Genomic DNA, 21,946 nt, shown 5'->3' on the forward strand with positions numbered 1-21,946 from the left:
CGCCGGGCTGCGCGGCAGGACCAGGCCGCGCGGTCGCCCACGACCCTCCGAGACGAAGGACCCTCCGTGCTCCGCACCCACGAGGCCGGCACCCTGCGTGCCGGCCAGACCGGCCAGACCGTCACCCTCACCGGCTGGGTGGCCAAGCGGCGTGACCACGGGGGAGTGGCCTTCATCGACCTGCGGGACGCGAGCGGCGTCGTCCAGGTGGTCGCCCGGGACGAGGTGCTCACCGGCGCCGCCCACGACCTGCGCAGCGAGTTCGTCGTCCGGGTGACCGGTGAGGTCACCGCGCGCGAGGAGCGCAACGTCAACCCCGAGCTGCCGACCGGGCAGGTCGAGGTGGTGGCGTCGCACATCGAGGTCCTCAACCCGAGCGCCGCCCTGCCCTTCCAGGTCGACGAGCGGGTGACCGTCGGCGAGGAGTCGCGGCTGAAGTACCGCTACCTCGACCTGCGCCGGCCGGGCGCACACTCGGCGGGGCACGCCCTCCGCCTGCGTTCGAAGGTCAACCAGGCCGCTCGGGCGGTCCTCGGCGAGCGTGACTTCGTCGAGATCGAGACCCCGACCCTGACCCGTTCCACCCCCGAGGGCGCCCGCGACTTCCTCGTGCCCGCCCGGCTCTCGCCGGGGAGCTGGTACGCCCTCCCGCAGAGCCCCCAGCTGTTCAAGCAGCTGCTCATGGTGGCCGGGATGGAGCGCTACTACCAGATCGCCCGGTGCTACCGCGACGAGGACTTCCGGGCCGACCGACAGCCGGAGTTCACCCAGCTCGACGTCGAGATGTCCTTCGTCGAGCAGGACGACGTCCTCGAGCTCGGGGAGGCCGTCGTCCGCGAGATCTGGCAGCTCATCGGCGTCTCGCTCGAGACCCCCTTCGTGCGGATGACCTATGCCGAGGCCATGCGCCGCTTCGGCACCGACAAGCCCGACCTGCGCTTCGGCCAGGAGCTCGTCGAGTGCACGGAGCTCTTCGCCGACACGACCTTCCGGGTCTTCCAGGCCGACTACGTCGGGGCCGTCGTCATGCCAGGGGGTGCGAGCCAGCCGCGCAAGCAGCTCGACGCCTGGCAGGACTGGGCCAAGCAGCGCGGCGCCAGGGGCCTCGCCTACGTCCTGGTCCAGGAGGACGGCACGCTCACCGGGCCGGTCGCCAAGAACCTCTCCGAGGCCGAGACCGCCGGCCTCGCCGCCCACGTCGGGGCGCGGCCGGGCGACTGCGTCTTCTTCGCGGCGGGTGCGCCGCGGTCCTCGCGGGCGCTGCTCGGCGCGGCCCGTCTCGAGATCGGGCGGCGCTGCGGCCTCATCGACGAGGACGCGTGGAGCTTCCTGTGGGTGGTGGACGCGCCGCTGTTCGAGCCGGCCGACGAGGCGGTCGCCGCCGGAGACGTCGCCGTGGGCGCGGGCGCCTGGACCGCGGTCCACCACGCGTTCACGTCGCCGACGAAGGAGTTCGAGGACACCTTCGACCAGCGTCCCGGCGAGGCGCTCGCGTACGCCTACGACATGGTGTGCAACGGCAACGAGATCGGTGGCGGCTCCATCCGTATCCACCGGCGCGACGTCCAGGAGCGGGTCTTCGCCGTCATGGGCCTGACTCCCGAGCAGGCGCGGGAGAAGTTCGGCTTCCTCCTGGACGCCTTCCAGTACGGGGCGCCGCCGCACGGCGGGATCGCCTTCGGCTGGGACCGCATCGTCATGCTCCTCGGGGGCTTCGAGTCCATCAGGGACGTCATCGCCTTCCCGAAGTCCGGCGGCGGCTACGACCCGCTGACCGACGCCCCCGCCCCGATCACGCCCGAGCAGCGCAAGGAGGCCGGCATCGACGCCGCCCCCGCCGGCGCGAGCGCGCCCCAGGGCTCGCCCGAGGTGAACCCGAGGCAGGGCTGACGCCCCGCGTGGCGACCGGCGTGCCTGCGGCCGTGCGGGCCGTGCTGTGGGACGCCGACGGCGTCCTCCAGCACACCCCCGATGGCTGGTTCGAGGCGCTGCGGGCGGGCGGCGGCCCGGGGTTCGCAGAGGACGTGCTCGCCGCCGAGGCCCCGGCCGTGCGCGGTGAGGCCCCGCTCCGGGACACTCTGGTCGGTGTCCTCGCGCGGCGACCGGACGCGACCGTCTCACTCGGGGAGCTGCTCTCCCTGTGGGAGCTGGCGGAGGTCGACGCCGACGCGCTCGGACTCGTCGCCGAGGTGCGTGCCCGCGGGTTGGTGTGCGCCCTGGCGACCAACCAGCACGACCACCGGCGGTCGTGGATGCGCGACGGCCTCGGCCTCGACCGGCACTTCGACGCCGTCTTCTACTCCGCCGAGCTGGGCGTCGCGAAGCCCGAGCCCGCCTACTTCCACCGCGTGCTCGCCGACCTCGGCCTGGGCCCCGGGGAGGTCGTGTTCGTCGACGACTCCCGGGCGAACGTCGACGCGGCCGCCTCGGTCGGGATCCGGTCCGTGCGCCACGACCCGGCGAGCGGCGCGTCCGTGCTGCGGGCCGAGGTCGAGGCCCTGCTCCGACCCTGACCGGACCCGCCGGAACCACCCCCCTTCACGACCGCCCCGAAAGCCGAGCAGGCCCGACAGCGAACCGACGCACTCGCTGGCGAACCCACAGGGTCCCTCGACCCGAGCAACCGTGACGTGATCCTGACCCTGCTCGCCCGCCGTGGCGACCACGGCAGCACCGTGCTCCTCGTCACCCACGATCCCGTCGTTGCCGCGGACGCCGACCGCATAATCGAACCGTGACCAGCCAAACTCCCCAGCCCGACCGGCGAGGCCGCCGGCCGAGCTCCACCATGAGCAGGCTCATCGCTGCCGCACTGCTCGGCCTCTGCCTCGGCGCAGCCAACTCCCTGAGCAACTCCCTCGGCTCCCCCTACAGCCCCGTCAGCCTCAGCTCCGAGGGCGTCCTGCCCCTCCAGATCTTCGCCGCGGTGCTCGGCACCACCTGGGCGTGGTCGATCACCGCATTCCTTGCCGGCTGGCTCGCCCGCCGCGTCTGGGCAGGCCCCGTAGCCGGGATGATCTGCCTGCTGATCGCCGACCTCACCTACTACTGTGCAGACAGGACCTCCGGCTACACCGGCGGCCTCGACCGCGGAGGGCTGCTCTACTGGGGACTGCTCGCCATCCCGTGCGGGCTCGGCATGGGCCTGCTCGGAGCGCTCGCCGCACAACGACGCTGGTGGAGCCTCGCCCCCGGCCTCGCCGCCCCGGTGATCATCCTGCTCCTCGCCACCCCAACCGGCACCCCAGACATCCAGCACTGGTCGACCATCGTCACCAACACCACCGCCCTTGTCCTCGCCGTTGCCATGGCAGCGACCTGGACCCACCGCGTCCTCCTCACCCTCAACCACAGCCCTCACGCCGGCCCGGAACGCCAAGTGGTCCCCTGAAGGGGGCTGTCCGTCGAACGGTGATTCTGGCCTGATACGCCGGCGTCGCCGGTGGGGAAGGTCAGGTGATGACCGAGAAGATCTCGAGTGTGAGCTCGATGCCCTAGGAAGCGAAGAAGACGGTCTCGTGCGGCGAGTCCGAGCGTGCAGCGGTCCGGGAGCTGGTCAAGGCTGCCGGGGAGGGGGCTGTGGGGGGAGGGCGCCCTCGCGCCACCGGCTGCGCCACCGGACCGCCACGGTGAACCCGAGGCCGGTGTAGAGCCGCCGAGCGCCGTCGTTGTCCGAGAACATCCCGAGTGCGCACGCCCCCGTCCGGGCCACCGCCTCGCGGGTCAGGGCGGCCGTGACGGCGGCGCCGAGCCCGGCGCGCCGCTGGCCGGGATCGACGGCGATCCCGGTGAGGGTCGGCGTCCCCGCGGTCGAGGGCTCGCTCGACCCGCACGCGAGGAGCTGCCCGCCCTCGTCGCGGATGCCGACCCAGCGCTGCCCCGGCCGGGTGAACGGCTGACCGTGAGTCCGTGGGCTCGCGACCGCCAGGAAGCCGAGCAGCTCCTCCCGGTGGCCGGAGTCCAGCTCGAGGACGCGTTCCTCACCCGCGACGGCCGGGGGCGGCGTCCGGGTGAACATCCACTCCCAGTCCCCGGCGACGGTCGACAGCGGCAGGTGGTCTTCCACGAGGTCGTCGAGGTGGCGCGGGCGACCGAGGTGGCGGAAGTCGCCACCCTCGAACCACGCGCGCACCCGGGGGTCCGCGACGAGCCTCGCCACGGCGGGCGCGTCGCCGAGGACCGATGCGCCGGGGACCCCGTGGTCGCTGCGGCGCGCGAACGCGACGGCGCTCGCCGGTCCGACCCGGGCAGCCCAGGCGGGGGGCGGCAGGCCGCCGCCGACGTCGAGCTCGACGACGGGGTGGTGCCCCGACGCCACGAGCAGCTCCTCGTACCCGTCCAGCCGCCGGACGCTCACCGGGCCGGCCCGCACTCGCCCCACGTCCTCACGATGCACAGGATCGCACGCGTCCCGCGGGGCCGCGGCGACGGGCCGCCCTCAGGAGGTGGGGCGGCCGGCCCCCGGGCACTCGCGACGCAGGTACCCGGGCTCGCCGGACGGGACGAGGTCGAGGTCGCGCAGCACGGGCCGCAGCCTCGGCCACCCCGCACATGCCGCGGCGAGGCCGTCGGCGGTGTACTCGACGAGCAGGACGCGGCCGGCGTACGCCTCGGCGGCGTCACCGCACTCCTCGTACTCGCCGCACTGCTCGAGGACGGCGAAGTCGGCGTCCCCCCGGGCGAGCCGCGCCGTGAGCCCGGTGGCGTTCTTCTGCCCGACGGCGAGCCCGGCGCGATGGGCCACCTCGGCCAGCGCCGCGAAGGTCTCGGCGGCGTCCTCGCGGGTCAACGCCCCCTCGGAGCGGGTGTAGGAGTCGAGGTTGTCGAGCTCGACGGCGTCGTACCCGTGGTCGGCGCACCCGGTGACCCACGGGGCGACGAGGTCGACGACCGCAGCCCGCGTCGGGGCACGCACGTCGAGGAGCAGCTCACCCCAGTCCTCGTCGACGAGCGGCTCGCCCGCCGCGTCGCGCAGGACGAGCTCAGGGTGCTGCTCGAGCCAGGTCCCGTTGGCCTCGGGCTGGGTCTGGAAGGCGTTGACGTAGCAGACCGCGTAGACCCCCTCCGGCGGGGGTGCGCTCTGGTCCCGGACGACGACCCCGACGCCCGGCGGGACGGGGGAGGGCCCCCCGAGCTGGTAGTCCACGCCGGCCCCGACGGGCAGTGGACGCACGGTCGGTGCCGCCTCGGCCACCGCGCTGCCGGGGCGGTCCGCCGGGGGCGACGCGCAGCCCGCGAGGGCCACGAGGGTGGCCACCGCCGTCCACGCCGACCGCGTCCCCACCCCACCAGTGCACCCCCGCCGCGAGCGCGGCGCAACCCCGGCGGCCGGCCAGCGCGAGGGACGTCGCCGGCGCTGGATAGCGTGGCCCCGTGAGCCAGGACGGGAGCGACCTCTTCGGCGCCGCCGCGGCCGACGCCGGCGGCGCGCCGGGCGGGGTCGTCCCACCACTCGCGGTGCGGATGCGTCCTCGCTCGGTCGAGGACGTCCGTGGGCAGGCCGAGGTACTGCGACCGGGCAGCCCCCTGCGCCGGCTCGTCGAGGGCAGCGGGGGAGCGGCGGGTCCGCTCTCGGCGATCCTCTGGGGGCCGCCGGGGACGGGCAAGACGACGCTCGCCCACCTCGTCGCGACGGCCGCGGAGCGTGAGTTCGTCGAGCTGTCGGCCGTCACCGCCGGCGTCAAGGACGTGCGGGCGGTCATGGAGCAGGCCGCCCGAGCGCGCGACCTCTACGGCCGCCAGACGGTCCTCTTCCTCGACGAGATCCACCGCTTCACCAAGGCCCAGCAGGACGCGTTGCTCCCGGGCGTCGAGAACCGGCAGGTGGTCCTTGTCGCCGCGACGACCGAGAACCCGAGCTTCTCGGTCATCGCGCCCCTGTTGTCCCGCTCGATGCTCGTCACCCTGGTCCCGCTCACCGACGACGACGTCGCCGACGTCCTCACCCGGGCGGTCGCCGACGAGCGGGGTCTGGCCGGGGAGCACACGCTCGCCGACGAGGCGCTGGAGCATCTCGTCCGGCTCGCCGGGGGCGACGCCCGCCGCGCGCTCACCTTCCTCGAGGCTGCGGCCGGGGTCGCCGAGGACTCGGTGGCCGCCGGCGTGCAACGACCGCGCCCACTCGAGATCACCCTCGCGCACACCGAGCAGGCGGTCGCGCACGCGGCCGTCCGCTACGACCGCACCGGTGACCAGCACTACGACGTCGCCTCGGCGCTCATCAAGTCGATGCGCGGCTCCGACGTTGACGCCGCCCTGCACTACCTCGCCCGGATGCTCGAGGCGGGCGAGGACCCGCGCTTCGTCGCGCGACGCATCGTCATCGCCGCCTCCGAGGACGTCGGGATGGCCGACCCCACGGCCCTGCAGACCGCCGTCGCGGCGATGCACGCCGTGGCCCAGGTCGGGATGCCGGAGGCCCGGATCATCCTCGCGCAGGCGGTCGTCCACAACGCGCTCGCCCCGAAGTCCAACGCCGCCTACCTCGGCATCAACGAGGCCATCGCCGACGTGCGTTCAGGCAAGGGCGGTCCGGTCCCGCTGCACCTGCGCGGCAGCGGGTACGGCGGTGCGTCCCGGGTCGCCGAGGCCTCGGCCCGGGCGGCCGGGCGGGAGCGCGCGCCGGAGTACGTCTACGCCCACGACGAGCCGGATGGCGTCGCGGCCCAGCAGTACCTCCCCGACGACCTGCACGGTCAGACCGACTACTACCGGCCCACCGGTCGCGGCTTCGAGGCGCGCCTGCAGGAGCGGTGGCGGTGGCTGCGGGAGCGCCTCGGGCGCAGGTGACCCGCCCCGCCGCGACGGTGCCCCTAGCGGTTGCGCAGGAGGCGCCAGGCCAGGCCGACCACCCCGACGAGCGCGAGGGCGAGGCCCACCGCGACGCTCGTGCCGGACTCCTCGGCGACGAGCATCACGGTGATCCCTGCAGCGATGACGAGCAGCCACTCGCGCGAGGTGCTCTCGTTGCGGGGACCGTAGGGCATGGCCGACAGCGTGCCCTACGAGCGAGGCGCTCGCCACGCGGGGGCGGGCGCCGCCGGGAGCGGCCCCGCGGGGGCCTGCCGGGCCGGGTAGGGTCGGAGGCATGGAGGTCACGCTCGGAGGGGTCGCAGGGCTCGTCGCCGCGCTCGCGTTCGCCTACCTCGTGCTGCGGGTCGCGGGCCTGGTCGGCAAGGCCGGCCGCATACTCGACGAGGCTCGCGAGAGCGTCCGGACCACGTCCGACAACGTCCAGCCCACCCTGAAGAGCCTCACCGACACCGTCGGGCTGACCAACGACCAGCTGACCCGCGTCGACGCCATCACCAGCTCGGTCTCGACGATGACGACGAACGCCTCCGCGCTCACGTCGGTCTTCGCCGCGACCGTCGGCTCGCCGCTGATCAAGGTGGCCGCCTACAGCTACGGCCTGCGCACCGCGCTGCGGGGGCTGCGCCGGAGCACCCGATGAGGCCGCGCACGCTCCTCGCCCTGGTCCTCGTCGGGGCCGCGGGCTACGCGTCCTGGCGGCTGCCCGCAACCCGACGCTTCGTCACCACGGTCCGCGAGGTCGCCGCCCAGCGCGAGGTCGAGCTGCGCCAGGCGGTCGAGACCGCCGTGCACGCGGACGCGACGACCCGCGCCCCCCGGCACGCCGCGGACGCGGAGGTCCCCGAGCTCGACGTCGAGGCGGGATGGGGTGGGCACGACCCCGACCGCGAGCGTCCCGTGGCCCTCGCCGAGGGCGACCCCGGCCGCTCGCTCACCCCGGACGAGGCCCGCGAGCTGCTCCTCGACCCGGCCGGCCACGCCCGTGCCGCCGACCGGGAGCGGCGAGCTCGCTAGGGGCACCCGCCCCCGCCTCCGCCCACCCGGACGCCGCCCGGGCGCGGCCCGGCCTACGATGTGGCCTGCCCGCGCCCGGACCACCACCCCAGGACTGACTCGACATGGACACCGCTGAGATCCGCCGCCGCTGGCTCGACTTCTTCGGCCGCAACGGCCACACCGTGGTCCCGAGCGCCTCGCTGCTGCTCGACGACCCCAACCTGCTCTTCGTCAACGCAGGGATGGTCCCGTTCAAGCCCTACTTCCTCGGCCAGGAGAGCGCGCCCTACGCCCGGGCCACGAGCGTGCAGAAGTGCATCCGTACCCAGGACATCGAGGAGGTCGGCAAGACCTCGCGGCACGGCACGTTCTTCCAGATGAACGGCAACTTCTCCTTCGGCGACTACTTCAAGGAGGGGGCCATCCGGCTCGCGTGGGAGCTCGTGACCACCCCGCAGGACCGCGGCGGCTTCGGGATCGACGGCGAGCGCCTCTGGGCCACGGTCTACGAGGACGACGACGAGGCCATCGAGCTGTGGACCGAGCTGACCGACATCCCCGCCGAGCGGATCGTCCGGCGCGGGAAGGCGGACAACTACTGGCACATGGGGGTGCCCGGCCCGGGCGGGCCGTGCTCGGAGATCTTCTACGACCGGGGGCCCGAGTACGGGCCCGACGGGGGGCCGGAGGTCGACGAGGACCGCTTCATGGAGTTCTGGAACCTCGTGTTCATGCAGTACGAGCTCTCGGCCGTGCGGGCCAAGGACGACTTCGACGTCAAGGGGGAGCTGCCCCGCAAGAACATCGACACGGGGATGGGCCTGGAGCGGATCGCCTCGATCCTCCAGGGAGTCGACACGATGTACGAGATCGACGAGGTCTACCCCGTCCTCGAGCGGGCCGCGCAGATGACCGGCAAGCGCTACGGCGAGCACTCCGGGCACGCCGCGGGCTCCAGCCACCCCGACGACGTCCGGCTGCGCGTCGTCGCCGACCACGTGCGCTCCTCCCTGATGCTCCTCGGTGACGGCGTCACCCCGGGCAACGAGGGCCGTGGGTACGTCCTGCGCCGGATGCTGCGCCGGGCCGTCCGCTCGATGCGCCTGCTCGGCCACGACGACGCCTGCCTGCCGGACCTGCTCCCGGTCTCCCTCGAGCGGATGGAGCGCTCCTACCCCGAGCTGCGCACCGACTGGGAGCGCATCTCGCAGACCGCCTACGCGGAGGAGGACGCCTTCCGGCGCACGCTGTCCGCAGGCACGACGATCCTCGACACCGCCGTCGCCCGGACGCGGCAGTCGGGCGGGTCGGTGCTCTCCGGCGACGAGGCCTTCCAGCTCCACGACACCTACGGGTTCCCCATCGACCTCACCCTGGAGATGGCCGCCGAGCAGGGCCTGGAGGTCGACCGCGAGGGCTTCACCCGGCTGATGACCGAGCAGCGGCAGCGGGCCAAGGCCGACGCCCGGGCGAAGAAGACCGGGCACGGGGACACGAGCGTCTACCGCGCGCTCGCCGACGGTGTCGGCCAGCCGGTCGAGTTCACCGGCTACCACGAGGTCGTCTCCGAGGGGCGGGTGGCGGGCCTGCTGCGCGACGGCGCCCCCGTGGCCTCCGCGGTGGCCGGTGACGACGTCGAGGTCGTCCTGGACCGGACGCCGTTCTACGCCGAGGGCGGGGGCCAGCTCGCCGACGCCGGGCTCCTGCGCCTCGGCAGTGGTGCCCTCGTCGAGGTTCGTGACGTGCAGTCGCCGATCACCGGCCTCGTCGTCCACAAGGCCACGGTCGTGCAGGGCGAGGTCGCCACCGGCGAGAGCGCGCTGGCGCAGGTCGACATCGAGCGTCGGCGCTCGATCTCGCGGGCCCACACGGCGACCCACATGGTCCACAAGGCCATCCGGGAGGCCCTCGGGGAGACCGCGACCCAGGCCGGCTCGGAGAACTCACCCGGGCGCTTCCGCTTCGACTTCCATGCGTCCTCGGCGCTTCCGCCGTCCGTGCTGCGCGACGTCGAGGCCCGGGTCAACGCCCTCCTGCTGGACGACCTCGCCGTGCGGGCCGACGTCATGACCCAGCAGGAGGCCCGCGAGGCCGGGGCGATGGCCCTGTTCGGCGAGAAGTACGGCGAGGCCGTGCGCGTCGTGTCGGTCGGGGAGTGGGCACGCGAGCTGTGCGGAGGCACCCACGCCGAGCACACGACCCAGCTCGGGCTGGTCACGCTGCTCGGCGAGTCCTCGATCGGCTCCGGGGTCCGACGCGTCGAGGCGCTCGTCGGCACCGACGCGTTCTCCTTCCTCGCCCGCGAGCGGGCCATCGTCGGCCAGCTCACCGAGCTGGTCAAGGGCCGCCCCGAGGAGCTGCCCGAGCGGGTGGGTGGGCTGCTGGCCCGCCTCAAGGACGCCGAGCGAGACCTGGAGCGGCTGCGTGCCGAGCGGCTGCGTGCCGAGGCCGGCTCGCTCACCTCGGCGGCGCGGGACGTCGGCGGGGTGACCTTCCTCGGCCACGACGCGGGTGAGACCGGCGCCGACGAGGTGCGTGCCATGGTCCTCGACCTGCGGGGTCGGCTCGGCGGTGAGCGGCCCAGCGTCGTCGCCGTCACCGGTGCCGCGAAGGGCCGCCCGGTCGTCGTCGTCGCGACCAACGAGCCGGCCCGCTCACGAGGCATCCGGGCGGGCGACCTCGTGCGGGCCGCCGCCCAGGCGCTCGGCGGCGGTGGCGGCGGCAAGGACGACATCGCCCAGGGCGGGGGCCAGGACCCCACCAAGGTGGGTGAGGCACTCGCCGCCGTCGAGTGGCGCGTCGGGGAGCTCGCCGGCTGATGGCGGCGCCCGAGCAGGCACCGGCCCGCGGCGTGCGCCTCGGCGTCGACGTCGGCTCGGTGCGCGTCGGGGTCGCCGTGAGCGACCCCGACGGCCTGCTCGCGACACCCGTCGAGACGGTCACGAGGACGAGCAGCGAGGTTGCGGCCCCCGGCGACGAGGACGTGGAGCGGGTGGCCACCCTCGTCGCGGAGTACGGCGCGGCGGGGGTCGTCGTCGGGCTGCCGCGCTCGATGTCCGGTGACGAAGGGCCCGCTGCGCAGCGCGCCCGCACGTATGCTGGCGTGCTGGCGGCGCGTGTCGCCCCCGTCCAGGTCCGGCTCGTCGACGAGCGGCTGACGACGGTCGACGCGCACCGCTCGCTCCGCGACAGCGGGGTGGCCGGGAGGCGGCAGCGCGCCGTGGTCGACCAGGCCGCGGCCGTGCTCATCCTCCAGTCCGCGCTCGACGCCGAGCGGGCGACCGGCGCCCCGAGCGGGGAGCGGGTGCCAGGACGACGGCGCAAGCCACGGACGAAGGGCACGAGGACGTGAGCCAGGACTTCACCGAGACGATCTTCGGTGACGACACCGAGCCGCGCGCGCGGACCCGGCGCGAGATCCACGGTCGTCACGCCAAGCCGCCGCGCCGCGGGCGGCGGGCGCTCGCGGTGCTCGTCGCCGTCGCGCTCATCGGGGGGGCCGGCTACGCGGCGGTGCGCGTGCTCGGGCCGTCGGTCACCGGCCTCTTCGGCGGGACGGGCACGGAGGTCGACTTCCCCGGCCCGGGCGAGGGGGAGGTCGCGGTCCAGGTCGCCGAGGGCGACACCGGCGAGGACATCGCCACCACGCTGCGCGACGCCGGCGTGACGAGGACCCGCACGGCCTACCTCGAGGCCGCGGCCACCGACCCCCGCTCCGCGGCGAAGATCCAGCCCGGGACCTACACCCTCCTGAAGGGGATGCGCGGCCTGGACGCCTTCGCCGTGCTCGTCGACCCGGCCAACCGGGTCGCCGACCGGGTGACGCTGCGCGAGGGACTGTGGAAGGACGAGACCTTCGCCCGGCTCTCGGAGGGCACCGGGGTCAAGGTCGCCGCCTACGAGAAGGCCGCCCGCAACACCAAGGCGATCGGGCTGCCGTCGGCCGCCGGCGGGGACGTCGAGGGCTGGCTCTTCCCGTCGACCTACGAGTTCGGCGAGAACACCTCGGCGACGGCTCAGCTGAAGAAGATGGTGTCCCTCACCGTGGCCACCCTCGAGGACGCCGGCGTGCCGCAGGACCAGTGGGAGCGCACGCTGACCATCGCCTCGATCGTCGAGGGCGAGGTGAGCGGCGACGCCGACCGCGCCAAGGTGGCCCGGGTCATCCTCAACAGGCTCGAGGGCGGGCCGCCGAGCTACGGGCTGCTGCAGATGGACTCGACCGTGCACTACGCCGCACAGCAGCGCGGCAAGGCGGGTACGAGCGACGAGCAGCGGGCGTCGGACAGCCCCTACAACACCTACAAGGTGGCGGGGCTGCCACCTGGCCCCATCGGGAACCCGGGCAAGGCCTCGATCGTCGCCGCGGCCAACCCCGAGCCGGGGGACTGGGTCTTCTTCGTCACCGTCGACCCCGGGACCGGTGAGACGAAGTTCGCCACCACCCAGGCCGAGCACGACCGCTACGTCCAGGAGTTCCAGCAGTGGTGCTCCGACCACGAGGGCCAGTGCTGAGGGCCGCGGTCCTCGGCTCGCCCGTCACCCACTCCCTCTCCCCGGTGCTGCACCGGGCCGGGTACGCGGCGGCGGGACTCACCGGGTGGGAGTACGAGCGGTACGACGTCGACGTCGCCGCCCTCCCCGGCTTCGTCGCCGCCCTCGACCCCACGTGGCGCGGTCTGTCCCTGACGATGCCGCTCAAGGTGGCCGCCCTCGAGCTCGCCACCACGGTCTCCGAGGTCGCCCGGCGGGCCGGTGCCGCGAACACCCTGGTGCGCCGCGAGGACGGCGGCTGGGACGCGACGAACACCGACGTCGTCGGGGTGGTCGAGGCGCTGGCGCCCCGGCTGGCCGGCACCCCCGAGCGGGCGCTGGTCCTCGGCGCCGGGGCCACCGCCCGCTCGTGCGTGCTCGCCCTCGCCGAGCTCGGGGTGCGTACGCTGACCGTCCGGGCCCGCGACACCGGCCGGGCGGCGGACCTGCTCGCCTGGGCGCTCGACGCCGGCATCGGGCTGCGCAACGGGTCGGTGGCCGCCCTCGACCCTTGGGCCACCACGCGTGACGACGTCGTCGTCTCCACGGTGCCGCCCGACGGGGGCGCCGTGGTCGCCGCCACCGTGCCCCCGGAGCACCCGGGGGTGCTCCTCGACGTCGTCTACGCGAACTGGCCGACGCCCCTCGCCCGGGCGGCCGCTGCGGCGGGCATGACCGTCGTCCCCGGGCTCGACATGCTCGTGCACCAGGCGGCGGCGCAGTTCACCCTCGTCACCGGCACCGCGGCACCGGTCGCGGCCATGGCCGCCGCCGGGCGCGAGGCCGCGGGGATGCTGGGGTGAGCCCCTGGTGGGCCACCGGGCTGGCCGCCGTGGTGCTCGGGGTCCTCGGCCACCGGACCGGGCGGCAGCTCGCGACCGGCGGCTACCGCATCCCCGAGGACGAGGCCGCGGGGCCGACAGGTGCCTCGTGGTGGCCAGGCCCCGGTGCGGCACTCCTCGCCGGTCTGGCCACGGCGGTCGTGCCGGATGCCGCGGGCTGGGCTGCGCTGCCGCCGTTCCTCCTGTTCGCGTGGCTGACCGTCGGCCTCGTCTGGGTCGACCTCGACGTCCACCGGCTGCCCGTCGGCCTCGTCGTGCCGGGCGGCGTGGCCATCGCGGTGCTCCTCGCGCTGGCCGCCCTCGCCGGCGGGGACCGACGGTGGCTCGCCGTCCTCGTCGGGGCGGCGCTCATGGGCACCGTGTACCTGGTCCTCTTCCTCCTGCCGGGCGGTGGCCTCGGCGGCGGCGACCTGCGTCTCGCCCCCCTCATCGGTGGGCTCCTCGGCTCGCTCGGCCTGGTCCCCGTCGTCGTCGGCATGCTCGCGGGGTTCGTCCTCGGCGGCCTCCTCGCCGCCGGGCTCCTACTGGCCCGCCGTGTCGGGGTGGGCTCCTCCATCGCCTACGGTCCGGCGATGTGCGCCGGGGCGTGGGTGGCGGTCGGTCTCTCGAGCCGGATCGTGACCGGCGTCGTCGTCGCCTGAGCCGCCCGTGACAGGATTGGCGCCATGCTGCGCTGGCTGACCGCGGGGGAGTCGCACGGACCCGCCCTCCTCGCGACGATCGAGGGCCTGCCCGCGGGCGTCGGGGTGACGACGGGCGACATCGCGGGGGCGCTCGCCCGGCGTCGCCTCGGCTACGGGCGCGGCGCCCGGCAGAAGTTCGAGCAGGACGAGGTCGAGCTGCTCGGCGGCGTGCGCCTGGGGCTGACCCTCGGTTCCCCGGTCGCCATCCGCATCGGCAACACCGAGTGGCCCAAGTGGCGAACGGTCATGAGCCCCGACCCCGTCGCGCCCGCCGACTACGCGGCCGCCGACGACGTGAACGCCGAGAAGGAGGTCGCGCGCAACCGTCCGCTGACCCGCCCGCGCCCCGGGCACGCCGACCTCGTCGGGATGCAGAAGTACGGCTTCGACGACGCCCGCCCCGTGCTCGAACGCGCCTCCGCGCGCGAGACCGCCGCCCGGGTGGCGCTCGGTGCGGTGGCCGCCGCGTTCCTCGAGCAGGCCTACGGCATCCGGCTCGTCTCGCACACCGTGGCCATCGGCCGCGCCGGGGTCGGCGACGACGCACCGCTGCCCGGGCCCGAGGACGTCGAGGCGCTCGACGCCGACCCCGTGCGCGCCTTCGACCCGGAGGGTTCGGCGGCGATGGTGGCCGAGGTCGACGCCGCGCGGTCCGACGGCGACACCCTCGGCGGGGTCGTGGAGGTCGTCGCCGTCGGCGTGCCGCCCGGCCTCGGGTCGCACGTGCACTGGGACCGCCGGCTCGACTCGCGCCTCGCCGCGGCGCTCATGGGCATCCAGGCCATCAAGGGGGTCGAGGTGGGCGACGGTTTCCGCACCGCGGCCCGCCGCGGGTCGCAGGCCCACGACGAGATGGACCGGGGCGAGGACGGGGTGATCCGGCGGCGTACCGGCCGGGCGGGCGGCACCGAGGGCGGGATGTCGGTCGGCGGCGTGCTGCGGGTGCGCGCGGCGATGAAGCCGATCTCGACCGTGCCCCGGGCGCTCGCCACCGTCGACACCGCCTCGGACGAGTCGGCCACCGCCATCCACCAGCGCTCGGACGTGTGCGCGGTGCCGGCGGCCGGGGTGGTCGCCGAGGCCATGGTCGCACTCGTCCTCGCCGAGGCCTGCCTCGAGAAGTTCGGGGGCGACTCGGTCGCCGAGACCGCCCGCAACCATCGTGCCTACCTCGACGCCGTGCCGCCCTCGATGCGCACGTGGGACGCCTGATGCCGCGCGTCGTGCTCGTCGGGCCGCCCGGGTCGGGCAAGACGAGCACCGGGCAGGCCCTCGCGGCGCTGCTCGGCGTCGGCTTCCACGACACCGACGCCGCGGTGGAGGCGGCGCAGGGTCGGTCGGTCAGCGACATCTTCGTCGTCGACGGCGAGCCGGCCTTCCGCGAGCTGGAGCGGGCCGAGGTCGCGCGGGCGCTCGCCGAGGAGGACGGGGTGCTCGCGCTCGGCGGAGGTGCGCCGGTCGACCCCGGCACCGAGGCGGCCCTTCGCGGACACACCGTGGTCTTCCTCGACGTCGGCATCGCCGACGCCGCCAAGCGGGTCGGCTTCGACCGTTCCCGGCCCCTGCTGTCGGTCAACCCGCGCGCCTCGTGGGTACGACTGATGGACGAGCGTCGCGCGGTGTACGAGCGGGTGTCCACGCACGTCGTCGACACCGCCGGGCGTTCGGTCGACGAGGTTGCCTCAGAAATCGCCGCCCTGGTCGGGGGCCGGGCGTGAGCGAGTCGGTCGTCGTCCCGGTGGGTGACCTGCACGACGTCGTCGTCGGCCGGGGTGTGCTCGAGCGGGTCACGGCGATGGTGCCCGCCGGGGCTCGCCAGGTCCTCCTTGTGCGGCCCGAGAAGCTCGAGCGCTACTCCTCCTCGGTGGCCGCCGCCTTGGCCGAGGCGGGCTACCTCGTCCACGACGCCCCCGTGCCGGACGCCGAGGCTGCCAAGACCGCGCAGGTCGCGTCCGGGCTGTGGTCGCTCCTCGGCCGGCACGCCTTCACCCGCACGGACGTCGTCGTCGCGGTCGGCGGTGGCACGGTCACGGACCTCGCCGGGTTCGTCGCGGCCACCTGGCTGCGCGGGGTGCCCGTCGTCCAGGTGCCGACGACCCTGCTCGCGATGGTCGACGCCGCGGTGGGGGGCAAGACGGGCATCAACATCCCGGAGGGCAAGAACCTCGTCGGGGCCTTCCACATCCCCGCCGGGGTCGTCTGCGACCTCGACGTGCTCGAGACCCTGCCCCGGGTCGACCTCGTCGCCGGGCTCGCCGAGGTCGTCAAGGGCGGGTTCATCGCCGACCCGGGCATCCTCGAGCTCGTCGAGGCCGACCCCGACGCCGCCACCGACTGGGCCTCGCCCGTGCTCGCCGAGCTCGTCGAGCGTAAGGTCCGGGTCAAGGCCGAGGTCGTCGCGGCGGACCTGCGAGAGGCCTTCGGCCGGGAGGTCCTCAACTACGGGCACACCCTCGGCCACGCCGTCGAGCAGGTGTCCGGGTACCGCCGGCGGCACGGCGAGGCGGTGGCCGTGGGGATGGTCTTCGCGGCCGAGCTCGGCCACCGGGCGGGCGGGGTCGACGACGCGCTGCTCACCCGTCACCGTGCGGTGCTCGAGGCCGTCGGCCTGCCGACGACCTACGACGAGGTGCCGTTCGGCCGGCTGCTCCCCGTCATGGCGCGCGACAAGAAGTCGCGCGGCGCGACGCTGCGGTTCGTCGTCCTCGACGGGCTGGCGCATCCGGTCCGGCTCGAGGGGCCCGACGAGGCGGTCCTGCGTGCCGCCTATGCCGCCCTCGCCCCCTGACCGCCCGCCGGCCGTGGGAGCGGTGACCATCGATCGGGGCAAGGGCCGCGCGTAGCGGACGCGGCCGTCCGGGCGGTGGCCGGCGGGGCGGTACGATGGCGCTCGATCCCCGACCTTTCGCAGGGGTGACGCGCGCCCGTGCGGCGGCGCGGCCCCACCGACCAGGAGAGAGACCCGAGCGCAGTGGCATCGACCAACGACCTCAAGAACGGCATCGTGCTCAACCTCGAGGGCCAGTTGTGGTCCGTCGTGGAGTTCCAGCACGTCAAGCCCGGCAAGGGTCCGGCCTTCGTGCGGACCAAGCTGAAGAACGTCCTGTCCGGGAAGGTCGTCGACAAGACCTTCAACGCCGGCGTCAAGGTCGAGACGGCCAACGTCGACAAGCGCACGATGCAGTACCTGTACAACGACGGCACCGACTTCATCTTCATGGACCCCGACACCTACGACCAGCTGCCGGTGAGCCCGGAGGTCGTCGGCGACGCGGCGAAGTTCATGATGGAGAACCAGGACGCCGTCGTCGCGCGGCACGAGGGGAACGTGCTCTACATCGAGCTGCCGGCGTCCGTCGTCCTCGAGATCGCCTACACCGAGCCCGGCCTGCAGGGCGACCGTTCGAGCGGCGGCACCAAGCCCGCGACGCTCGAGACCGGCGCCGAGATCCAGGTCCCGCTCTTCCTCGAGCAGGGCACGAAGATCAAGGTCGACACCCGCGACGGCTCCTACCTCGGCCGGGTCAGCTGACCCGTGGCCGCTCGTACCAAGGCCCGCAAGCGCGCCCTCGACCTGCTGTTCGAGGCGGAGCAGCGGGGCGTCGACGCCGCGGAGCTGCTGCGTGAGCGGCTGGCGGCGCCGGTCACCGAGCACCCACTGCCCGAGCTGACGGCCGACCTGGTCTCGGGGGTCGCCGAGCGCCGTGGACAGCTCGACGAGCTCATCACGACGTACTCGCAGGGCTGGACGCTGGAGCGGATGCCGGCGGTCGACCGCGCGATCCTGCGGCTCGGCGCCTGGGAGGTCCTGTTCTCCGGCGACGTGCCCGAGGGGGTCGCGATCAGCGAGTGGGTCTCTCTCGCCACCGAGCTGAGCACCGACGACAGCCCCCGCTTCGTCAACGGGCTGCTCGCCCGTCTCGCCGAGGTCAAGCCGACCCTTGCCTGACGGGCTGTCCGCCGTCCGGGTCGCCACGGCGGCCGACCTGCCCGCGTTCGCGCCGATCGAGGACGCCGGCGACGAGCAGTTCGCCCGGCTGTTCGGCGGCGTCGACTGGCCGGCCGCGACGCCGGGGGAGGACCGTGCCCGCGAGCCGGGCTTCCTCCTCACCGCGACGGAGGCGGGCCGGGTCGTCGGGTTCGCCCACGTCGTCCAGCTCGGTGGGCACTGGCACCTCGAGCAGCTCGCCGTCGACCCGCCGTGGCAGCGGCGCGGGCACGGCGGGCGGCTGCTCGCGGCGACGCACGCCGAGGTGGCCACTCGCGGCGGGGCGGAGGTCACGCTCGTCACCTACGCCGACGTGCCGTGGAACGGCCCGTGGTACGCGCGCCACGGCTACGCCGAGGTCGACCCGCCCGCACGACTCGCCCCGGTGCTCGCCGCGGAGGACCTCCTCGGCCTCGCCCAGCACGGCCGCCGCGTCGCGATGCGGCGCGACGTCGGAGCGGCCGGCGTCAGTCCTCGAGCCGGAAGCCGAGCTTGAGGCCCACCTGGTAGTGCGCCACGGCGCCGTCCTCGAGGTGGCCGCGGATCTCGGTGACCTCGAACCAGTCCAGCCCGCGCACCGTCGTGTGGGCCCGCGCGATCGCGGTGCTGATCGCGTCGTCGACCGAGGTGGTCGAGGTCCCGACGACCTCGCTGATGCCGTAGGTGTGCGCCATCGCTGCACCCTCTCGCCGTGGGGCCGCCCGGTGGCGGGCCCCGGTCCCTGGATCCTCCCGGTCCGGGCCCGGGCGCGCCAGCACCCGGGGCGCCGGCCTCAGCGGGCGCCGGCGCTCGCGAAGACGACCTCCGGCCACGGCGAGGAGGCCAGCCAGTCGCGGTAGGTCTCGGCGTCGGCATCCGCCGGCGGGAAGAGCGACCGGGGGGTGCCCGGGCGGTCGGCGTCCGGACACATCGAGGCGTCAGAGGGGGTGCTCGTGGGGTGCGGGTTCACGACTGGCCTCCTTCCACGGTGGGATGTCCGCCTAGTGCATCACGCGACGTTATCTGACCCATCGTGAAGGGTTATGTGTCTCACGGATCGGATGACACCCGTCACGACGACGGGCGCGGGGCCGGGCGGCCCCGGTTGGCAGCCGGCGGCCACCGTCGCACACTGTGCTGGTGACCACCCTCGGGCCGCGGCTCGCCCGCGCCATCGCCGCCAAGGACCCCGCCGCCGTGCGCGCCCTCGTCACCCCCGACGTCGACTTCCGCGGCCTGACCCCCGGCCGGGCCTGGGCCGGCTCGAGCGCCGACGAGCTCGTCGACGTGCTCTTCGGCTCGTGGTTCGAGGATGCCGACGAGGTGCTGGCCCTGCTCGACGTCACGACCGGCGCCCCGGTCGAGGACACCGAGCGGGTGTCGTACCGCCTCGCGCTGCACAACGGCGACGGCGACCACACCGCCGAGCAGCAGGTGTACTACCGCACCGACGGCGACCGCATCGTGCACCTGCGGGTGCTCTGCTCGGGGTTCCGCCCCGCGCGCCACACGGCCTGACCCGCCGGCGCTCAGCGACCGTCGCGCGGCCCGAACACGGTGAGCGCCACCGCGTCGGAGTGCTCGCCGCGCACGTACTCGTCGGCCCAGGCTGCCGCGTCCGGGTAGGCCGACTCGGCGACGATCTGCGCGCAGACGGAGTCCACGTCGACGGCGGTGTGTCGCAGCGTGACCTGCCCGTCGTGCAGCAGCGCCCACGCGCCACCGACCCGTCCGTACGGCATCCCGACGCTGCCGGGGTTGACGACGAGGCGGCGGTCGACGAGCCGGACGAAGGGCATGTGCGTGTGACCGCAGCAGACCGTCCGCACGTGCTCCGGGACGTCGGCGAGTGCCTCGCCCCAGCGCTCGAGCCGGGTGTCGACGAGCACGACCTCGTCGTCGTCGCGCGGGCTGCCGTGGCAGAACAGCACCTCGCCGAAGCCCGCGACCGGGCGCACGACGGGGTGGGGGAGCGCGGCGAGCACGTCGACCTGGTCCGGACGCAGCGAGCCGGCGGCGAAGACCGACTCCGGATGGGGGCAGTGCCCGCCCCGCGCGACCTCGACGACCTCGCGGTCGGCGTTGCCCCGTACGAGCAGCACCCGCGGCCCGAGCGCCCCGAGTGCGTCGAGCGTCTCGAGCGGCATCGGGCCCGAGACGATGTCCCCGGTGACGACGACCAGGTCTGCCGAGCGCACGTCCGGCTCGGCGAGGACCGCCTCCAGCACCGGCAGCACCCCGTGCACGTCGGAGAGGAGCGCCACGCTCGCCGGCTCGCCCATGACCGCGACCCTAGGGCGGACACGCCCCGTCCGCCCGGTGGTCCGCTGTCAGCGCAACCGGTGGGGACGTCGTAGAGTGAGCACCGCCAGACGTCCTTTAACGACCTGTCCCGTGAGGCAGGGAAGGAGGTCGCCGCGGATGCCGCGCGCCGACGACCTGCAGCCCGCCGGAGCCGACCCCGGCGCTCCCGGTGCCCCCCGCACCGTGATGAGCGCTCCGGACGTCGCCCGGGCCCTGCGCCGCATCGCCCACGAGATCGTCGAGCGCAACAAGGGCGCCGCCGACCTCGTCCTTCTCGGCATTCCCACCCGCGGAGTCGAGCTCTCCCGCCGCCTCGGGGCCCTGCTGCAGGAGATGGAGGGGGCGGAGGTCCCCGTCGGCGAGCTCGACATCACGATGTTCCGCGACGACCTGCGGCGCCAGCCGACGCGCGCGCCGATGCCGACCCGGATCCCCGCCGGCGGCGTCGACGACAAGGTCGTCGTCCTCGTCGACGACGTCCTCTACTCGGGACGCACCATCCGCGCGGCGCTCGACGCCCTCTCCGACCTCGGCCGTCCCCGGGCGGTGCGCCTCGCGGTCCTCGTCGACCGGGGGCACCGCGAGCTGCCGATCCGCGCCGACCACGTCGGCAAGAACCTGCCGACGGCCCACTCGGAGCGGGTCATGGTGCGCCTCACCGGCGTCGACGACGAGGAGGAGTCGGTGACCATCGCCGCCGGGGAGACCCGCGCCGGGCACCCCTCCGGGCCGGGGGGTGCCGCGTGAGGCATCTGCTCTCCAGCGCCGACCTCGGTCGCGACGACGTCCGCGCGCTGCTCGCCACGGCCGCCGAGATGCACGAGGTCCAGCGCCGCGACGTCAAGAAGCTGCCGACGCTGCGCGGGCGCACCGTCATCAACCTCTTCTTCGAGGACTCCACGCGCACCCGCTCGAGCTTCGAGATCGCCGGCAAGTGGATGTCGGCGGACACCATCAACATCACCGGCAAGGGATCCTCGACGAGCAAGGGGGAGAGCCTGCGCGACACCGTGATGACCATCGACGCCATGAGCGTCGACTGCGTCGTCATCCGGCACATGGCCAGCGGCGCCGCCCACCAGGTGGCCCAGTGGGTGGACGCCAGCGTCGTCAACGCCGGCGACGGCACGCACGAGCACCCCACCCAGGCGCTGCTCGACGCCTACACGATGGAGGCGCGCCTCGGCGACCTCGAGGGCCGCAGGGTCGCGATCGTCGGAGACCTCACCCACAGCCGGGTGTTCCGCTCCAACGCGATCACGCTGCGCACGCTCGGGGCGGAGGTCACCCTCGTCGCGCCGCCGACGCTCATGCCGAGCGGCATCGCGTCGTGGGCGCGGGCCGACGGGCTGACCCTGGCCGACGACCTCGACGCCGTGCTCGCCGACGGCCCAGACGCCGTGATGATGCTGCGCGTCCAGCGGGAGCGGATGAGCGGCGGCTTCTTCCCGACCCCGAGGGAGTACACCGTGGGGTACGGCCTGACCCGCGAGCGGCTGCGTGCCCTGACCTCGGCCAACCCCGACGCGGTGATCTGCCACCCGGGGCCGATGAACCGGGGGCTGGAGATCAGCGCCGACGCCGCCGACGCGGCGAGCAGCCTCGTGCTGGACCAGGTGTCCGCGGGCGTGGCGGTGCGGATGGCCGTCCTCTACCACCTGCTCGCCGGTGAGGAGGTGACGGCATGACCCCGACGAACCCGTCCTCGAATCGACCAATAGGTCACGTCGGTGACGGCCACGCGTCCTCGAATCGACCAATAGGTCACGTCGGTGACGGTGGCGTGTTCCCGGATCGACCTATTGGTC

The 21,946-nt window shown here is 74.4% G+C and carries 26 protein-coding genes; 20 read left to right on the forward strand and 6 right to left on the reverse strand.

The window, feature by feature from the left end:
* Positions 1–66 precede the first annotated feature (66 nt).
* From aspS to G8D98_RS01205, 3 genes are all read left to right on the forward strand, one after another.
* Entirely contained in the window at positions 67–1,890 is a 1,824-nt protein-coding gene (gene aspS, locus G8D98_RS01195) for an aspartate--tRNA ligase (RefSeq protein ID WP_166098010.1), read from the forward strand.
* Positions 1,891–1,910: 20 nt separating this feature from the next.
* Positions 1,911–2,513, forward strand: a complete 603-nt coding sequence (locus G8D98_RS01200) for an HAD family hydrolase (RefSeq protein ID WP_166098012.1) — start codon at positions 1,911–1,913, stop codon at positions 2,511–2,513.
* Between the two features lie 275 nt (positions 2,514–2,788).
* Positions 2,789–3,391, forward strand: a complete 603-nt coding sequence (locus G8D98_RS01205; protein ID WP_166098015.1) for a DUF6518 family protein — start codon at positions 2,789–2,791, stop codon at positions 3,389–3,391.
* A 165-nt stretch (positions 3,392–3,556) separates the two neighbouring features.
* On the opposite strand, the gene G8D98_RS01210 is transcribed toward G8D98_RS01205, so the two are convergent.
* Both G8D98_RS01210 and G8D98_RS01215 read right to left on the reverse strand, forming a co-directional pair.
* Positions 3,557–4,381 (reverse strand): GNAT family N-acetyltransferase, encoded by an 825-nt coding sequence (locus G8D98_RS01210; protein WP_166098017.1) that lies wholly within the window; start codon positions 4,379–4,381, stop codon positions 3,557–3,559.
* A gap of 57 nt (positions 4,382–4,438) precedes the next feature.
* A complete protein-coding gene (locus G8D98_RS01215; RefSeq protein ID WP_166098020.1) occupies positions 4,439–5,284 on the reverse strand; it encodes an endo alpha-1,4 polygalactosaminidase in 846 nt (281 codons plus the stop codon).
* An 89-nt stretch (positions 5,285–5,373) separates the two neighbouring features.
* Between G8D98_RS01215 and G8D98_RS01220 the strand changes: the two genes are divergently transcribed.
* The gene (locus G8D98_RS01220) at positions 5,374–6,789 is read left to right on the forward strand and encodes a replication-associated recombination protein A (protein ID WP_229661712.1); all 1,416 of its coding nucleotides are present in this window, start codon (positions 5,374–5,376) and stop codon (positions 6,787–6,789) included.
* A 23-nt stretch (positions 6,790–6,812) separates the two neighbouring features.
* Here the strand turns inward: G8D98_RS01220 and G8D98_RS01225 are convergent, their stop codons facing one another.
* A complete protein-coding gene (locus G8D98_RS01225; RefSeq protein ID WP_166098023.1) occupies positions 6,813–6,986 on the reverse strand; it encodes a hypothetical protein in 174 nt (57 codons plus the stop codon).
* Positions 6,987–7,087: 101 nt separating this feature from the next.
* On the opposite strand from G8D98_RS01225, the gene G8D98_RS01230 reads away from it, so the two are divergent.
* From G8D98_RS01230 to G8D98_RS01290, 13 genes are all read left to right on the forward strand, one after another.
* Positions 7,088–7,453 (forward strand): DUF948 domain-containing protein, encoded by a 366-nt coding sequence (locus G8D98_RS01230; protein WP_166098026.1) that lies wholly within the window; start codon positions 7,088–7,090, stop codon positions 7,451–7,453.
* Positions 7,450–7,827 (forward strand): hypothetical protein, encoded by a 378-nt coding sequence (locus G8D98_RS01235; protein ID WP_166098029.1) that lies wholly within the window; start codon positions 7,450–7,452, stop codon positions 7,825–7,827. Before G8D98_RS01230 ends, G8D98_RS01235 begins: the two co-directional genes overlap by 4 nt.
* A gap of 104 nt (positions 7,828–7,931) precedes the next feature.
* Complete coding sequence (gene alaS, locus G8D98_RS01240; RefSeq protein WP_166098032.1) at positions 7,932–10,628, forward strand: alanine--tRNA ligase; 2,697 nt, start codon at positions 7,932–7,934, stop codon at positions 10,626–10,628.
* On the forward strand, positions 10,628–11,161 hold the full coding sequence (ruvX, locus tag G8D98_RS01245; protein WP_166098034.1) for a Holliday junction resolvase RuvX: 534 nt from the start codon (positions 10,628–10,630) through the stop codon (positions 11,159–11,161). The genes alaS and ruvX overlap by 1 nt, the downstream gene beginning before the upstream one ends.
* Entirely contained in the window at positions 11,158–12,324 is a 1,167-nt protein-coding gene (gene mltG / locus G8D98_RS01250) for an endolytic transglycosylase MltG (protein ID WP_166098037.1), read from the forward strand. Before ruvX ends, mltG begins: the two co-directional genes overlap by 4 nt.
* Positions 12,318–13,145, forward strand: coding sequence for a shikimate dehydrogenase (locus G8D98_RS01255; RefSeq protein WP_205859664.1), 828 nt, complete (start codon positions 12,318–12,320; stop codon positions 13,143–13,145). The genes mltG and G8D98_RS01255 overlap by 7 nt, the downstream gene beginning before the upstream one ends.
* Positions 13,142–13,825, forward strand: a complete 684-nt coding sequence (locus G8D98_RS01260) for a prepilin peptidase (protein ID WP_166098040.1) — start codon at positions 13,142–13,144, stop codon at positions 13,823–13,825. The genes G8D98_RS01255 and G8D98_RS01260 overlap by 4 nt, the downstream gene beginning before the upstream one ends.
* A 24-nt stretch (positions 13,826–13,849) precedes the next feature.
* Positions 13,850–15,079: a chorismate synthase gene (gene aroC / locus G8D98_RS01265; protein WP_166098043.1), complete on the forward strand. Its 1,230-nt coding sequence runs from the start codon at positions 13,850–13,852 to the stop codon at positions 15,077–15,079.
* Positions 15,079–15,585, forward strand: a complete 507-nt coding sequence (locus G8D98_RS01270; RefSeq protein ID WP_166098858.1) for a shikimate kinase — start codon at positions 15,079–15,081, stop codon at positions 15,583–15,585. The genes aroC and G8D98_RS01270 overlap by 1 nt, the downstream gene beginning before the upstream one ends.
* Complete coding sequence (aroB, locus tag G8D98_RS01275) at positions 15,582–16,655, forward strand: 3-dehydroquinate synthase (protein ID WP_166098045.1); 1,074 nt, start codon at positions 15,582–15,584, stop codon at positions 16,653–16,655. Before G8D98_RS01270 ends, aroB begins: the two co-directional genes overlap by 4 nt.
* Before the next feature lie 183 nt (positions 16,656–16,838).
* Positions 16,839–17,399 carry an elongation factor P gene (gene efp / locus G8D98_RS01280; protein ID WP_166098047.1) on the forward strand — a complete coding sequence of 187 codons (561 nt, stop codon included), beginning with the start codon at positions 16,839–16,841 and terminating at the stop codon, positions 17,397–17,399.
* Between the two features lie 3 nt (positions 17,400–17,402).
* Positions 17,403–17,816, forward strand: coding sequence for a transcription antitermination factor NusB (gene nusB / locus G8D98_RS01285; RefSeq protein WP_166098049.1), 414 nt, complete (start codon positions 17,403–17,405; stop codon positions 17,814–17,816).
* Positions 17,809–18,351: a GNAT family N-acetyltransferase gene (locus G8D98_RS01290; RefSeq protein WP_166098052.1), complete on the forward strand. Its 543-nt coding sequence runs from the start codon at positions 17,809–17,811 to the stop codon at positions 18,349–18,351. The genes nusB and G8D98_RS01290 overlap by 8 nt, the downstream gene beginning before the upstream one ends.
* Here the strand turns inward: G8D98_RS01290 and G8D98_RS01295 are convergent.
* Positions 18,323–18,529, reverse strand: coding sequence for a dodecin (locus G8D98_RS01295; RefSeq protein WP_166098054.1), 207 nt, complete (start codon positions 18,527–18,529; stop codon positions 18,323–18,325). The two genes, G8D98_RS01290 and G8D98_RS01295, sit on opposite strands and share 29 nt — an antisense overlap.
* A gap of 98 nt (positions 18,530–18,627) precedes the next feature.
* Entirely contained in the window at positions 18,628–18,804 is a 177-nt protein-coding gene (locus G8D98_RS01300) for a hypothetical protein (RefSeq protein ID WP_166098057.1), read from the reverse strand.
* Between the two features lie 170 nt (positions 18,805–18,974).
* Here G8D98_RS01300 and G8D98_RS01305 point away from each other — a divergent pair, with 170 nt between their 5' ends.
* Positions 18,975–19,352 carry a hypothetical protein gene (locus tag G8D98_RS01305; protein ID WP_166098059.1) on the forward strand — a complete coding sequence of 126 codons (378 nt, stop codon included), beginning with the start codon at positions 18,975–18,977 and terminating at the stop codon, positions 19,350–19,352.
* 11 nt (positions 19,353–19,363) lie between these two features.
* Here G8D98_RS01305 and G8D98_RS01310 read toward each other — a convergent pair whose 3' ends face one another.
* Entirely contained in the window at positions 19,364–20,116 is a 753-nt protein-coding gene (locus tag G8D98_RS01310) for a metallophosphoesterase family protein (protein ID WP_166098062.1), read from the reverse strand.
* Between the two features lie 139 nt (positions 20,117–20,255).
* On the opposite strand from G8D98_RS01310, the gene pyrR reads away from it, so the two are divergent.
* Complete coding sequence (gene pyrR / locus G8D98_RS01315) at positions 20,256–20,885, forward strand: bifunctional pyr operon transcriptional regulator/uracil phosphoribosyltransferase PyrR (protein WP_268238607.1); 630 nt, start codon at positions 20,256–20,258, stop codon at positions 20,883–20,885.
* On the forward strand, positions 20,882–21,826 hold the full coding sequence (locus G8D98_RS01320) for an aspartate carbamoyltransferase catalytic subunit (RefSeq protein WP_166098065.1): 945 nt from the start codon (positions 20,882–20,884) through the stop codon (positions 21,824–21,826). Before pyrR ends, G8D98_RS01320 begins: the two co-directional genes overlap by 4 nt.
* Positions 21,827–21,946: the final 120 nt, after the last annotated feature.

Source organism: Phycicoccus endophyticus, from assembly GCF_011326735.1.
GTDB classification, from domain to species: Bacteria; Actinomycetota; Actinomycetes; order Actinomycetales; family Dermatophilaceae; genus Phycicoccus; species Phycicoccus endophyticus.

What these genes read in the sequence shown, in the direction of transcription:
- G8D98_RS01270 (WP_166098858.1), top strand. Translation starts at nt 15,079, where the DNA reads ATGCCGCGCGTCGTGCTCGTCGGGCCGCCCGGGTCGGGCAAGACGAGC.
- G8D98_RS01235 (WP_166098029.1), top strand. Translation starts at nt 7,450, where the DNA reads ATGAGGCCGCGCACGCTCCTCGCCCTGGTCCTCGTCGGGGCCGCGGGC.
- G8D98_RS01225 (WP_166098023.1), bottom strand. Translation starts at nt 6,986, where the DNA reads ATGCCCTACGGTCCCCGCAACGAGAGCACCTCGCGCGAGTGGCTGCTC.
- pyrR (WP_268238607.1), top strand. Translation starts at nt 20,256, where the DNA reads ATGCCGCGCGCCGACGACCTGCAGCCCGCCGGAGCCGACCCCGGCGCT.
- ruvX (WP_166098034.1), top strand. Translation starts at nt 10,628, where the DNA reads ATGGCGGCGCCCGAGCAGGCACCGGCCCGCGGCGTGCGCCTCGGCGTC.
- alaS (WP_166098032.1), top strand. Translation starts at nt 7,932, where the DNA reads ATGGACACCGCTGAGATCCGCCGCCGCTGGCTCGACTTCTTCGGCCGC.
- aroC (WP_166098043.1), top strand. Translation starts at nt 13,850, where the DNA reads ATGCTGCGCTGGCTGACCGCGGGGGAGTCGCACGGACCCGCCCTCCTC.
- G8D98_RS01295 (WP_166098054.1), bottom strand. Translation starts at nt 18,529, where the DNA reads ATGGCGCACACCTACGGCATCAGCGAGGTCGTCGGGACCTCGACCACC.
- G8D98_RS01205 (WP_166098015.1), top strand. Translation starts at nt 2,789, where the DNA reads ATGAGCAGGCTCATCGCTGCCGCACTGCTCGGCCTCTGCCTCGGCGCA.
- G8D98_RS01230 (WP_166098026.1), top strand. Translation starts at nt 7,088, where the DNA reads ATGGAGGTCACGCTCGGAGGGGTCGCAGGGCTCGTCGCCGCGCTCGCG.
- G8D98_RS01310 (WP_166098062.1), bottom strand. Translation starts at nt 20,116, where the DNA reads ATGGGCGAGCCGGCGAGCGTGGCGCTCCTCTCCGACGTGCACGGGGTG.